Source organism: Lyngbya sp. CCAP 1446/10 (assembly GCF_026130175.1).
Classification (GTDB): domain Bacteria; phylum Cyanobacteriota; class Cyanobacteriia; order Cyanobacteriales; family Microcoleaceae; genus Microcoleus.
In genome coordinates this window covers 19,111-32,442 of sequence record NZ_JAIGNI010000040.1, presented here as the reverse complement: position 1 = coordinate 32,442, position 13,332 = coordinate 19,111, and the positions used below count along the sequence as shown (strand labels likewise).

Annotated in this window: 10 protein-coding genes; 7 read left to right on the top strand and 3 right to left on the bottom strand. The window is 46.2% G+C overall.

Annotation, left to right across the window (positions count from 1 at the left end; genetic code table 11):
* Positions 1 to 7 precede the first annotated feature (7 nt).
* The 3 genes from K4039_RS17390 to K4039_RS17380 all read right to left on the bottom strand — a co-directional run bounded on the left by K4039_RS17390 (position 8) and on the right by K4039_RS17380 (position 3,014).
* A complete protein-coding gene (locus tag K4039_RS17390; protein ID WP_265236914.1) occupies positions 8 to 868 on the bottom strand; it encodes a DUF3800 domain-containing protein in 861 nt (286 codons plus the stop codon).
* A gap of 269 nt (positions 869 to 1,137) precedes the next feature.
* Positions 1,138 to 2,034 carry a hypothetical protein gene (locus K4039_RS17385; protein ID WP_265236912.1) on the bottom strand — a complete coding sequence of 299 codons (897 nt, stop codon included), beginning with the start codon at positions 2,032 to 2,034 and terminating at the stop codon, positions 1,138 to 1,140.
* A 296-nt stretch (positions 2,035 to 2,330) separates the two neighbouring features.
* Positions 2,331 to 3,014 (bottom strand): DUF1345 domain-containing protein, encoded by a 684-nt coding sequence (locus K4039_RS17380; RefSeq protein WP_265236910.1) that lies wholly within the window; start codon positions 3,012 to 3,014, stop codon positions 2,331 to 2,333.
* Between the two features lie 179 nt (positions 3,015 to 3,193).
* On the opposite strand from K4039_RS17380, the gene K4039_RS17375 reads away from it, so the two are divergent.
* The 7 genes from K4039_RS17375 to K4039_RS17345 all read left to right on the top strand — a co-directional run bounded on the left by K4039_RS17375 (position 3,194) and on the right by K4039_RS17345 (position 13,046).
* Positions 3,194 to 3,448, top strand: a complete 255-nt coding sequence (locus K4039_RS17375; protein ID WP_265236908.1) for a hypothetical protein — start codon at positions 3,194 to 3,196, stop codon at positions 3,446 to 3,448.
* A gap of 83 nt (positions 3,449 to 3,531) precedes the next feature.
* The gene (locus tag K4039_RS17370) at positions 3,532 to 4,611 is read left to right on the top strand and encodes an Hpt domain-containing protein (RefSeq protein ID WP_265236947.1); all 1,080 of its coding nucleotides are present in this window, start codon (positions 3,532 to 3,534) and stop codon (positions 4,609 to 4,611) included.
* 233 nt (positions 4,612 to 4,844) lie between these two features.
* Positions 4,845 to 5,309 carry a Fur family transcriptional regulator gene (locus K4039_RS17365; RefSeq protein WP_265236906.1) on the top strand — a complete coding sequence of 155 codons (465 nt, stop codon included), beginning with the start codon at positions 4,845 to 4,847 and terminating at the stop codon, positions 5,307 to 5,309.
* A 957-nt stretch (positions 5,310 to 6,266) separates the two neighbouring features.
* Positions 6,267 to 8,516 carry a hypothetical protein gene (locus K4039_RS17360; protein WP_265236905.1) on the top strand — a complete coding sequence of 750 codons (2,250 nt, stop codon included), beginning with the start codon at positions 6,267 to 6,269 and terminating at the stop codon, positions 8,514 to 8,516.
* A 40-nt stretch (positions 8,517 to 8,556) separates the two neighbouring features.
* Positions 8,557 to 10,503 (top strand): DUF3685 domain-containing protein, encoded by a 1,947-nt coding sequence (locus K4039_RS17355; RefSeq protein WP_265236904.1) that lies wholly within the window; start codon positions 8,557 to 8,559, stop codon positions 10,501 to 10,503.
* A gap of 220 nt (positions 10,504 to 10,723) precedes the next feature.
* A complete protein-coding gene (locus tag K4039_RS17350; RefSeq protein WP_265236902.1) occupies positions 10,724 to 11,209 on the top strand; it encodes a CRR6 family NdhI maturation factor in 486 nt (161 codons plus the stop codon).
* Positions 11,210 to 11,513: 304 nt separating this feature from the next.
* On the top strand, positions 11,514 to 13,046 hold the full coding sequence (locus K4039_RS17345; RefSeq protein ID WP_265236900.1) for an NAD(P)/FAD-dependent oxidoreductase: 1,533 nt from the start codon (positions 11,514 to 11,516) through the stop codon (positions 13,044 to 13,046).
* Positions 13,047 to 13,332 lie beyond the last annotated feature (286 nt).

Below are 13,332 nucleotides of genomic sequence, written 5' to 3'. Positions count from 1 at the left end.
TTTATGGTTAATCAAAGCAATAGTATTTAATACCTAATTCAGGTATCAGACTAGGCTCTAGGTCGCAGTCTACCAATAAATTTTCTTCTTTCAAAGATAAGAATGCTCGATTATCCGGCTGGTCTTGACTGCGCGCAACTGGGTATAAACACAAGTCAGTTAGTTGCATTACTAGGTTATTTTTTGTTTTGCTATCTATACCGCGGAGCAGTATCGAAAAATCCGTGTTAGATAATGGTGAGTATTGACTAGATCGGTTGAGATCGAAAGGATTACCTTGCGATCGCAACTCATTAAAGTATTGCTTAAGTAGTCTGTCTTCTGTTTTACCTGCTGCTTCAAAATAGACCATCAGTGTACCGTTTCTGAGTGATGCGTATTTGGCTGCACGTTCCACTACAATTGAAAAGGCACTTTTCATCATTTCCCAAGTATTTTCGCCGTAGATTTCCAAGTAACGTTTTAGGTAGCCTTGGCGGGAGACAACACAACCGTGAACAACGATGGGGCAACTGATAATAGTATTTGTCAAGTCTCCGATAAAACGCTCTTGCTCTAAATCCGAGAGTTTACCTAGCCAAGCAAAGCGTTTTTTTCGAGAGCGGATTTCATTGCCATGTAAAGGTGTGTTTTGAGGAATATTCCAGCGATTCTTGAAATCAACTAGAAGACTATTAATCATATCTTCGTTGCTCCTCTCAATCAAAACACCACCCATTGCAAAGAAGGGAGAGGAGTCATCGGGACTGGGTTTGGGACTTCCAGACTCGTCAAGGTACAGAGCAAATTCTTTAGGTTTGGTTTCCAGCGTATTAATAGCAGATTCAACATTATTAGGAACTTTGGTGACGCGAAACTGGTTAACCATAATTTGCTTCTTGACACGATTATTATATTCTGGTTGAAGGGACTTTTTTCTATCCTTATTGCTTGCTTTTTTTCACTTGTTTTTAAATCATCCTCGTAATGAATTTGACTTGATAACAAACATGAGGACTTGGGCAAAAAGCAGGTTTTACAAGGTATCTATGATGTTGGCAATAATTCGGTTAAAAGCAGTCTAATCAACTTGAATGATGAGATTTTAGATATGTTAAAAAAGTTGTCTGTCTCCCGCACAACTCTCAAACTGTTTCTCTATTGCTCATCTATCCAATTTGAACAAGAATCGCAAAACTTTTGTTGCCAAGGATAACCAGGTGTAAGCTCCTCACATTTCAAGCATTCTGTTAAAGCGTAACCACTACCACACTCTGGATTAGTACATATGCCTTTAAACTCCTCGTATACGATCATAGTTTGCTCGTTGCAATCTGGGCAACTTATTAACAATTTATCTGCCCCATTGCTATAGTAAGACTCTGTTCTTAACTCTTGCATAACTCGGTCTCTTGAGGTATTAAGTTCTTCAATCATACCGTCTATTTCAAAATCAAATTGCCTTCTACGCTCTGTCTGAGTTCTTTCCCAGACTGAATCTATTTGGTGTATTTTTTCCTGAAGTTCTAAGGCTTCCGGTGAGTTTTCAATATTTATGTGAAGTTCCTCAACAAGAAACTTATCAATCAACTCCAAAAACTTTGATAGATGCGACCACAGTTCGTACTTGTCAACCGAGATTGTGTAATGCTCAAATTTATTTCTCATATCTTGCACATCTTTAATTAACTTTTCCTCTCGCTCGGTAAATACAAATCCAGGATAGGTTTTTAATTTTTTTAAGGCTTCCTTGAGAGCGACGGTATTAGGAGTTTTTCCTGAAGAAACCTTGTTTGTTATATCTTCTAGATTACCTTGGAAGATTAGTTCTGGCGTATGACGATAAAGCCTTTCTTTAAGAAGTAGCAAAAAACCAGAAAAAAGATTCAGAACACCATACTTATAACTACTCGTGCCAATATCAACCGCACTGGAATACTCTCTCATGACGTAATCATCATCAAAAAGCTCGTCTATGCCCTTGAGAATAAAATCTAGCCCATTATTTAACAAGCTTAGTTCAAGTTGGATATTTGAGGATTCTGTATGGCTCATAGCAAAAGTTTAAATCAAGTATAACGTTATCAATTTTAACTAGACAAAGTTTAGGTGAACCCAAGCCCAACCATTATTAGGCTGAAAGTTTCCGCACCCTACTCCAAATCAGGTGGATAGGCGGAAACTTTTCGTATAACTCGTTATTAGAGTAACATTTTTTATTGAGTTTGACAAATTTGGGTGATTAGCCACAATTTATTTCGTCTAACTGTGGAACCCGGGCAATAAGCAGCGCCTAAAACAAGATCGATCGCCAATCAATAAAAAAACTCAGCATCTGCTACTGAATCCTATCAACTCAATCCCGCAATAATATTGACGCTCATCGCCAAAATAGCCGTGTTAAAAAAGAACGAGAGCACGCTGTGAAAAAGCACGAGATACCTCATGGAACGAGAAGTAATCTGCACGTCTGCAACTTGGCAAGTCATCCCAATCCCAAAGGAGAAATATAAAAAATCTTTGTAGTCTGGTTCGTCGTCGCCCGGAAAATCCAAACCATTCGCCTGCGAGTAGCTGCCGTGCTGCTTGCTGCGGTTTCCGTAGTAGCTGTGGGCATAGTGCATCGTAAAAATAGTGTGGACTTGCATCCAAGAGCCAACAATTGTCAGCACAGAAAGCCCTAAGTGCAGAAATAGCAAATTTGGGGGCAAGCCTTTGGTATCGCGCAGCAGGAAGACGATCGCCAATAAGCTAGCACAAGCCGCTGCCATGATCGTACTTAAGATAGCCAAGCGGCCAGCGTCCAACTGCTGAGCGTTGTGGCGCATCAGTTCGGGAGTGCCTTGCAGCATCAGCATCCAAGTCAAAATCAGGAAACTGACAGCGCCCGCGTTCCAAATGCACAGCATCCGAGTCAGGAGGAAATAGTGAGGCGGCAGGAAAACAGCGACTGCTATAGCGAACAGAACAGACGCAAACAAGCGGTGCCGGACGCTCCACACCCACTGCATTTGAGATTTGGAAACATTTCTCACAGAAATCTAGCCTAGTAATGGTTAGAAAATGCCAACTACTGCTATCTTGCCAGGAAATCCCACACAATAATCAATTGGTAACACGCGACACGGACAGGATTTTTCATGCCTTTCGATAGATCGATCGACCTCAACGTTCTAGGTACAGTGGAAAAAAAGAAAAATTGTGGTTTGACATTATGGCATCCTCCCAACCCCTCAAAGGTATTGAATTGATCGACTGCGCCAAAGCCAACGCCCAACAAGGAATCGCCACCGCCGCCCAGCTTTGCGGCTACGGGAGCGATCTCAACACCTTCGAGCAGGAACTGAAACAGGCTTGCCAAAACATCGGTGTCGAAGTCAAGGAATTGAGCGACTTGATTACGGATCAGCAGATGATCAAACCAGGAATGGGCATCGAAATCGCTCCAGACACTCCCTCAGAACTCTAAGATCAATCTCCAGCGCACCAGGAAAGAGAGCTAAAACCGCCCAGACAGGAGTATTGTCAGTCTGTCACAAGAGGCAGGCTAGAATATTTGGCATGGGATCTTCTGACTTTTGGCAGGAGTCGTGTTTCCTCCCACGAAGAGGGTGCTTTCTGGAGGGTGCTGAGATTGTTAGGAGGACTGTCGTGTCAGATCAGCAAGACCGAATAATGCGTTTGTTTATAGAGGAGGCTAAGGAGCACCTCGATACTCTAGAAAATGGTTTGGTGGATTTGAAGTCCACGATGAAAGACCCCGAAAGCCTCCAAGAGATGTTTCGCGCCGCCCACTCGGTAAAAGGAGGGGCGGCTATGCTTGGCTTGGATAGTATTAAAACAACCGCTCACCGCTTGGAAGATTGTTTTAAGGTGCTCAAGGACGGGCCCGTCAAGCAGGTTGACCAAACGGCAGAATCCCTATTTTTAAAGGGAGTTGATACGCTTAAAGACTTGCTGAAGCGACTGGAAGGGCCTTTCGGGTTGAGGAATGAAGAGGGAGAAAAACTCGTCCAGCAGGTGATGCCTGTTTTTGCTCAACTGGAAACTCATCTCAACAACTTGGCTGCGGGCAAAGTTCAGCCGGTTCCTACTGCTGGATCTCGCGCGCCCGGGGTGGCTCAAACAGCGGGGGCGACGCCGGCGAATTTTGCTGGTGAAGTCATGGTTTTACTGAAAGAGATGTTGCAGGTGTTCAAGCAGAAAGAATCGGCTGCTAGTCGTCAGGAGTTGGCGGCTGTGTGCGTTCGACTCTATAAGTTGGGAGCTAAATTTGAGTCTTGGCAAAATTTAGTTAAAACTGCTAGAGGGGCGATCGTTAATCCGAAAAACTCTTATAAAGTCTTAGCTCCGTTGGTGATCAAAGAACTCAAGGAGGCTGGGGATTTGGTGCAAGGGGGGAAAGTCAAGACGATCGCTCCGAGTAAAAATTTGCTACTTTTGGCAGCAAGCCCAAAACCAACAGTTCCAGCAGCCCCAGCAGCTCCAGCAGCCCCAGCAGCAGCGTCGAAGCAAGTAGCTCTTCCCGCCGAACCGAAGGCGTTAGTCAGGCTTTTGCTCAAAACCTTTAACAAAAAGCAACTCTCGGAAATTGCCAAGTTACTGGTTCACGCCATCAAATCCTCTTCCTAGCAGTTGTTTCAGTAGAAGATAGAGTCAAAGCAATATTTTTGAAGCGGAGAATTTTTGGGTGCGTGCTGGCAGCCTGAGTTGAGCAGCAACTCGAAAAAATTCACTTGTTCAAGATTTTTGCCCTCTAGCTTCTACTGTTGGGCAACCCTGCGTTAGAATTAGTGGATATGGGGTCGGCGTGCAATGCTTTGTACCAGAATAAAAAATCGAGCAGGCTTTAGAAGGCGGTAGCTGTGAAACCAATTCGTTCATTAGAAGATGCTTTAAACCGCTGTCAGGCGATGGGAATGCGCTTGAGCCGCCAGCGTCGATTTATTCTAGAGCTTTTGTGGGATGCCAAAGAACATCTCTCGGCTCGCGAAATTTACGATCGCCTGAACCAACAAGCCAAGGGGATCGGTCATACTTCTGTTTATCAAAATCTGGACGCTTTGTCGAGAGAAGGGATTATTGAGTGCATCGAACGATCGGAGGGACGCTTGTACGGGAATGTCAGCGACTCTCACTCTCATGTCAATTGTCTGGATACGGCTCAGATTCTCGACGTTCATGTGGAATTGCCGATCGACTTGATTGAACAAATCCAACAGCAAACTGGTGTCAAAATTGTAGACTACCGGATAGATTTCTACGGATATCGATCGCCAGAGTCCGCCTTGGGCGCATCGACTGTTAGCGATACACCAAAGGCTTCGTAAACGATGAGGCAGCCTTGGTTAAAAGCAAGATGGATATTTTTGCTAGGGCTGTTTGAGGTATAAAATAATTTAAGTATTGATACTCCCCAGGGCTGAAGCCACGGGGATTCTTGAATGAATCCGAGAACTCTCAAAGGCGTTATCAAAGCACCTCTATACGCTCAAAACAACTACCAGTACAAAAGGTATTGCAATTGCGCTTACTTTTAAATTGTTTGCTTTCATAGTCCATCACAACGCCAGATAGGTACGCTTCACATTCTGCCATTATTTGTCAGTTATACAGGCTTACTACTCCTTAAGGAGTGTGGTGGCTCACTGTGCCGGGATTTCTCCGATACTAGAATGCTTCAACACGTAGATGGTTGTTTTACTTGCTAATCTAATTATAACAAAACCTTTCAATGAGTTGCGTAAATAAATGTTGAAGGCGGTTGAAACCGCTACCGAGTTCCTCCCCATGTCGTTAGCCCGGGGCTTCCCTCTCGTTTTTTGGTGAAACTCGATCGGCTGTTTGGGCGATCGGGAAATAAAATTGAGAACTCAGCAAAAAAATTTGTTATACCCGCTACAGGTATCAAGTTGAGACAAAACCAGGTTTAATACTCGCTTTATTTTTGAGTGCGCTGGAATCGGACGAAATTTTGTATAGCAACTTCCATACCACTCCCAAATGTATCTGTGGAGTCAAATCTCAAATCTCAAATCGCTCGACTGACGGGGGTTTCTACTGTTTTTTTAGCTCAACTGCACCCGGAAGCAGTGAATAATTGTTCGATAACTGGTATGATTTACGTGCTTCTTGAGCCGAAAATGCTCAGAAGCAAAAAGTGGGGCTGGACATGAGCCTGACTATAAAACGCCGTAGAGGGAAAAATTGCCAGTACCTTGAAGGAAGTTCTCGATCTCCTTAACAGGAGTCAGAAACCCACATCGAATCTATGATTTGATGTGGGAGTGTCACGCAGAGAGCGCATTACAGGACAGGCTGAAGTAATGGCGAGACGACAATCTGACCAATTCCACACACCACCGCAATACAACCCATCCCCCAAACCGATCGCACAGTTGAGTGCAGCGGCGACAGACGATGCGAGTTCCTCTAACCAAGCGTTGCCGATTGAGGGCAAAAGAACTTTTTGGCAGTGGCAACTGATCTGGCTGAGTCTCCTGGTGGGATTTGGTGTAACGGGTGTAGCTGCATTTCTGTGGTTGCTGACGATGCCACCGCCGCCTAATTGCCAGCAACTGTCGCCATTGGCGGCGGACGGAGAGCGACTCTACTGCGCTCAGCAAGCCGCTAAATCGGGCAAGCTAGAACAACTAGAATCGGCAATAGCACTGGTGCAGGCTTGGCCACAAGAACACCCGCTATACTCGCAAGGTCAACATTTGATCGGGGAATGGTCGAAAGCCATGCTCCGATTTGCCAGGGCAAAAATTGAGCTGGGCGATTTGAAGGGCGCTTTGGCGATTGTGGCGAAAATTCCCAAAACCAGTCCGTCTTACCCAGAGGTACAGGAGGCTGTGACTGCTTGGGAAAAAAATTGGCAGGAGGGTCAAAAACTCTACGATACAGCCCTAACAGCTTTGAAAAGTGAGGATTTAAAGAAAGCCTGGGATTACGCTCAAGCTCTGTTCAAGCTGGAAAATATTTTCTGGAGTCAGAAGCGTTACAACGAGCTGATCCAGCAGATTTCTATGGAAAGAAACGGCTGGCAGCGGTTGCAAGAGGCGAGAAATTTGGCGCAGGACGGAACTCCGCAAAAGTTCGCTGAGGCGATCGTCCTGGCTCGCAAAATTGACTCGCAGCTTTTTGCCCGGGCTAAAGCTGAGAAGGAAATTGAGGGCTGGAGCCGGACTTTGCTGGCAATGGCAAATAAGCGGTTGGGGGCGAAAGACCTGCCGGGGGCGATCGAGGCTGCTTCTGTGGTGCCGCAGAATTCGCCACTGTTTGCGGAAGCTCAAGATTTGATGCAGTTGGGTAGGGCTCAAGCGGTGATGTGGAACCAGTCGGTATCAACACCGCTGGCGCAACACATTTTTACTTTGCTCGAAGGGCGCGGGGCTGCTAGCCAAATTGCTCCGGGCCGCCCTCTGTACAAGCAGGCTCAAGTTCAAATTGAAAATTTGCAGGTGCAGTTTCAAGATTTGGTGCGGCTGGAAATGGCGAGCACGATCGCCAGTTTCGGTCAGATAGGAGCGTTTCAGGTAGCGATCGAGCAAGCGCAAACCATCGGACCCAAACAGCCGCGGCGGGTTCATGCTCAAACATTGGTGGCTACTTGGCGCCGGGAAATTCAGCGGATTGAAGACCAATCTTTTGTGAACCTGGCGAAGCAGTTGGCAGCACCGGGAACGGTTGAAGGACTTAAGGAAGGCATCGGTCAGGTACTTCTGATCTCTCAAAACCGTCCCCGCAGAGTAGAGGCGCAAACTCTCTTGGCTCAGTGGACGAAACGCATAGAAATTATGCAAGATCAGCCTTTTTTGGATGATGCTATCGCCCTGGCTAAGCAAGGAAAACTGAGCGCGGCTATTGAAAAAGCTTCGGAAATTAAGAGCGGTAGGACTCTTTACGCTAAAGCTCAGGATAATGTCTATGAGTGGGTGAGCGAACTGCAAGTTGCTCAAGATCGTCCGATTCTGGATCGAGCTGCGGAATTAGCATCTCAAGGCAGTCTCTCGGCGGCGATCAATATGGCTTCCCAAATTGGTTACGGTAGGGCGCTGCACTCAGAGGCCGCAGGGGCGATCGGGCGCTGGAGCGCCGAACTGAGAGCCAACACTGCGCCTCCGCCGGAGCCCGCTCGCGAGTACGCACCGGCTCCGCGACAGGAAGAGTCCGCACCGGCTCCGCGACAGGAAGAGTACGCGCCAGCACCGCGACAGGAGGAGTACGCGCCACCTGCTCAAGCAGAACCTTACTATCCGCCCGCCAGACAAGAGGCACCGGCTCCGGCTCCAGAACCTTACTATCCTCCGGCGAGGGAGCAGGAACCTTACTATCCTCCGGCGAGGGAGCAGGAACCGTACTATCCTCCGGCGAGGGAGCAGGAACCTTACTATCCGCCCGCCAGACAAGAGGCTCCGGCTCCGGCTCCGGCTCCAGATCCGGCTCCGGCTCCGGCTCCGGCTCCGGCTCCGGCTCCGCCATCTATTCCTGAATCGGCCGGGCCTCCTGATGCTAATTTGCTACCTGAATAATTGGGTTTTCCGGCGATCGACCTCTAACATCTAAAATCGAGTGAGTAATTTGCAACTGCTGTCGATCGATAGCGACCCCATTTTTCGGCTGGGGCTGCGAGTATCCTGCGAGGATTATCCAGACTTGGAAGTTGTCGCAGATGTTGCCACGGGTACCGAGGCGTTGCGGGTTCTGGAAACTCGCTCGCTGGGGTCTGGAGCAGCCAATAAGCCCGCAGATTTGGTAATTTTGGCTGTTGAAGTGTTAAGTTTGCGATCGGGTCAAATCGAAGCGCTGGCAGTTTGTCGCCAACTCAAAACTTTGTACCCCAACCTTCCGCTGTTACTGCTAGGCGGGCCGCTCACACCGGATCTGCTAACGCAGTTACAAGCTGCGGGCGCAAAGGGTTATTGTCCTAAAAATAGAGATGTTTCCCAGACAATAGAAGCTATTCGCGTGGTAGCATCCGGCGGCACTTATTGGCCGACTGATGCGCTAGAAAACTCGGAATTAAAACTAAATTCAGCGGTAGTTCCAATCATAAAAAACTCCCCAGCCAATCCCGAAGAAAAATCAAAGAATTTGATACTTGATCGGCCAGTACGAAAAATCCTGGCTTATTTTTGTGTGCCTGGATTGCAGCAAATCGATGCAGCTTTGGCGGTTGTTCAAGCTGATTTGGAACAGATGAAAACCGCAAATTCGACAGATTTATCCACTACTTTAGATGGGATTGTAGTCAATGGACACCGCCGAGAATTGCTGGCAGCTCGTTGGATTGTTAGTCAGTTATTGTTTGATGGAAGAGGGGAGAAGGAAGAAGGAAGAAGGAAGAAGGAAGAAGGAATAAGGAAGGCAGAAGGAAGGCAGAAGGAAGAGGCAGAAGGAAGACGAGAGAGTTTGTTGAATAATTCTCAGTTGCAAGTCGCGAATTCCGCAGTTTCGGGTGAAGCTTTGGCGGTTGCGAGTGATTGGCAAGGAAGTTTGTTTGATTCGGTGGCTGCTAAATTGCAGTTGGATTTGGTCAACTTGACTGGTGTGCCTTTGGAAATCGATATTTTGCGATCGACCAAAAAGCGCGAATTGATTAGCTCCATCCTGCGGAAGTTAGAGGATTTGCTGGAAGAATTACGCTTTTCGCAAGTCCAGCAAACTCAATTGTCCGAAAAAATGCCTGCTATTTTGCGGGATTTGTGGGAGGCGACAATCATAGATTTTTTTGGCAGATACTATACGCTGCAAACGGGAGAAAATTGGGTTTTAGACGGCAGTAAAACAAGCTTAAAACTGCCAGAAAGTCAAGGGGGAAGCGCTGCTGATCTATTGGCTAGCAGCAGCGTAGAAGTGGTGCCGGTGCTGCTGGCCAATGCTGATGCAGTTGCAGCCGAAATCCTTGACAAAATCCCGATGACTGTTGATTTTTTTGCACATTTGCTATTTGAAATTCCGCTAACAGTTGATAATATTTCTTCTCTGGCTGGCAGCCCGCAAGCGATGCAGCGAGCTGAAGCTTTGTTAGAAAATTTGGCAATTCAAATTGCTAGCGGAGTGGTACAGCCTCTGCTAAACAATTTTGCAAATATTGAGGAAATCAAGCAAATTTTTTACGATAGCAAGTTGATTTCGACACGGGAAATTGAGCGGTTTCGGAATAATGTATCGTGGAGATATCGATGGAATAGCTATTTTGTGGAACCGAAAGCTATTTTTGAAAGCAGGTTTTTGCTGTTTGTTTTGGGCGATTCGGGAATTAAGAGAATTTCTATTTATGCTCCGAGAAATCTAGAGTTAGCACAGCTTACTGGGTGGCAGTTGGCTTTGACTTTGCTGCTGGAAGCTAGGGATGCGATCGCACCTAGGGTCCGCGCGGTGATTTCGCTGTTGGGTGCTGCTGTTGTTTACGTTTTGACTCAGGTAATAGGGCGGGGAATTGGTTTGATCGGGCGGGGAATTATTCAGGGAATTGGTAATTCTTTGCAGGATAGCAAGTTTGGTAAAAATGGGTGAGTTGACAGTTGACAGTTGACAGAAGCAAGAATCAAAAAGGCAGAGTTGACAGTTGACAGTTGACAGTTGAGCGAAGCAAGAAGGAAGGAAGAATGAATAGGGGAATGTACGGGATTGAACGGATTGAGATGAATCACTCGAATTTCAGATAATTGGTAATTGCTAATTGGTGATTGGTGGTATTATAGATAATGACTTAATTATATAAGGTTAAATTTTTATGAGTATTATGATTGCGATCGATGCCGATCGCATAAACAGCTTAGATTTGTCTCCAGTGCGGACTGTGATTGAACAGTGGCTGGCGGCTGGGGCGATCGCCCAAAACGAACAACAGGTACAATTTGAAATTGAGTATCCGCGCGAAGAATTAGATCCGCGAGAAATATCCGAAATTCCCGAAGTGCGGCTGTGGTTTATTCGCTTGGATGCTTGCTATCCGTGGCTGCCGTTTTTGCTAGATTGGAAAGCGGGAGAATTGGCGCGCTATGCGGCGATGTTGGTGCCGCACCAGTTTCACCGCACCCAAGGCATTCAGTACAATCCTGAAGCTTTAGAAATGTTTTTGATGAGCAAAATTTTTGTGCTGACTGATTGGTTGAACCAGCAGGGAATTCCCAGTAAATCGAAGTTGATGGCGATGTCGCAGATGTTTGGTTATGATTTGGATGATGCTTTTTTTGATGTGATCGTCCCGCATCAATAATACCTAGCACCTCTAATTAACATCCTCCTAATTAGGTATACTAATCTCTATCTTAAGAATTATCTTACCAGGTATAAACCGGATTTTTTCAATTGTGGGGCAGGCTTTAAGACTCGCTCCACAAGCTATAAGTTAGATCGGGAAAGCTTAATTAATCTTAATAGTAACCGCAAAACGGCTTTAATACAATGCTTTGACCAGCTTGCCCAGCAATGCTGTTGGTTGACTTCACACTTTCCTCAGAATTTAGAGTTAGTTTAGATAGACACCGATCGCCCGATTCGATCGATCGAGGAAATGTCCCATGAAAACAGATTACCTCATCGTCGGCAGTGGTTTATCAGCACTGGTTTTCGGAGCCTTGATGGCCAATTCCGGCAAAATCGTACACATCCTCGAAGCTCACGAGCACCCCGGAGGCTTTGGCCACACCTTTACGATGGCCAAAAAATACACGTTTAATGCTCAATTTCACTACGTTTGGGACTGTGGCGAAGGACATACAGTCAATCGAGTCCTCAAAAAACTCGGTCTGGATCGCGATGTCACCTTTGAGCGGTACGATCCGAATGGCTACGACCACATGAGAATGCCTGGGTACGCGCTAGATATTCCCTCAGAACCAGAAGAACTAATCCGCAGATTGTCGGCGCTGTTTCCCGAAGCCAGCGAGAGAATTCGCAAATTTGTCAACGAAGTTGAGCAAACCGGCGCGGGACTCAGAAAACTCGCTCCTCCCGTCAAGCCAATTGAATTAATCAAAAATTTCGGTGACGTATTCTGCGCCATCCAACACCTCAATAGTACACTTCAAGACGTTTTCGACAAGTTCCAACTCCCGCAAGCCGCCCAAACTCTATTAGCCCTGCAATGGCCGGACTTTTTGCTACCTCCAAACCAGCTTTCTTTCTATGCTTGGATTGCTTTGTTTCGAGGCTATCAAGAAGGTGCATTTTACCCGACGCAGCATTTTGAAAATGTCATAAATTCTTTAGTTAAAGTCATTGAATCTAACGGCGGGAAAGTTCTACTAAACCATGAAGTCACAAATTTCAGGCTGACAGATAAAACTGTCACGGGAGTTGAAGCGATGGATTTGACCACGCATCAAACCCATGAATTCACGGGCGACACGGTGATTTGCAACCTTGACCCCAAAAGAGCGGCCAAGATGATTGGAGAGGAACAGTTCTCTAAAACAGTGCGGCGGAAACTCAACTATGAGTATTCGGCATCTAACTATATGGTGTACTGTGTTGTCAAAGATATCGATCTCCGAGACTATGGATTTGGCAAGTGGAATACGTTTCATTCCGAACATTTGGATCTGAATGAAGCTTTTGCTCAAATGTACGATAAAAATGATTTCTCTCGTCCGAGTTTTGCGATTACCACGCCGACTTTTTTGACAGAAGCGCGGCGGGATTGTCCAGAAGATTGTCAAATTGTGGAATTTCTGACTGTTGCTAATTACGGTTATTTTAAGCAACTTTGGGAGAGCGATAAAAAAGCTTACAGGCAGAAGAAACAAGAGATTTTAGACTCAATTTTAGACGTAGTTGAAAAACACTATGTTCCAGATTTTCGCAAACACATGGTTTTTCATATTACCGGAAGTCCTACCACTAACGAGCGCTTCTGCTGGTGCCCTAATGGCAATTCCTACGGTTCTATCCTGACGCCGAAAAACATGGGGGTCGATCGGCTAAATCACGAAACATCCCTCAACAATTTCTATTTCTGCAACGCTTCTTCGGGCTATCCAGGCTTTGCGCCGACATTTTGGACGGGGGCGCTGCTTTATCAGCGTTTATCCGGCGATGCGATTTTAGGGTGAGGAATCACAATTAAATAACAGCGATATTTCGGAGGTTGGGTTGAGGCTTTGGGCGATCGAAAATAGTCTGATATCTATGAGGAGACGGCAATGCCTATTTGTGTCAGCTTAGCATCAAATATAGCATGGATCTACTGTTTGATGCTGAGGTCCAGATCCCCCCTAGCCCCCCTTAAGAAGGGGGGGACAAGAAGTTATCAAAGTCCCCCTTTTTAAGGGGGATTTAGGGGGATCTGGTCTCGGCGATCAACGAGAAATACAAAAGTTTTTCTTCAAGTCCCCCTTT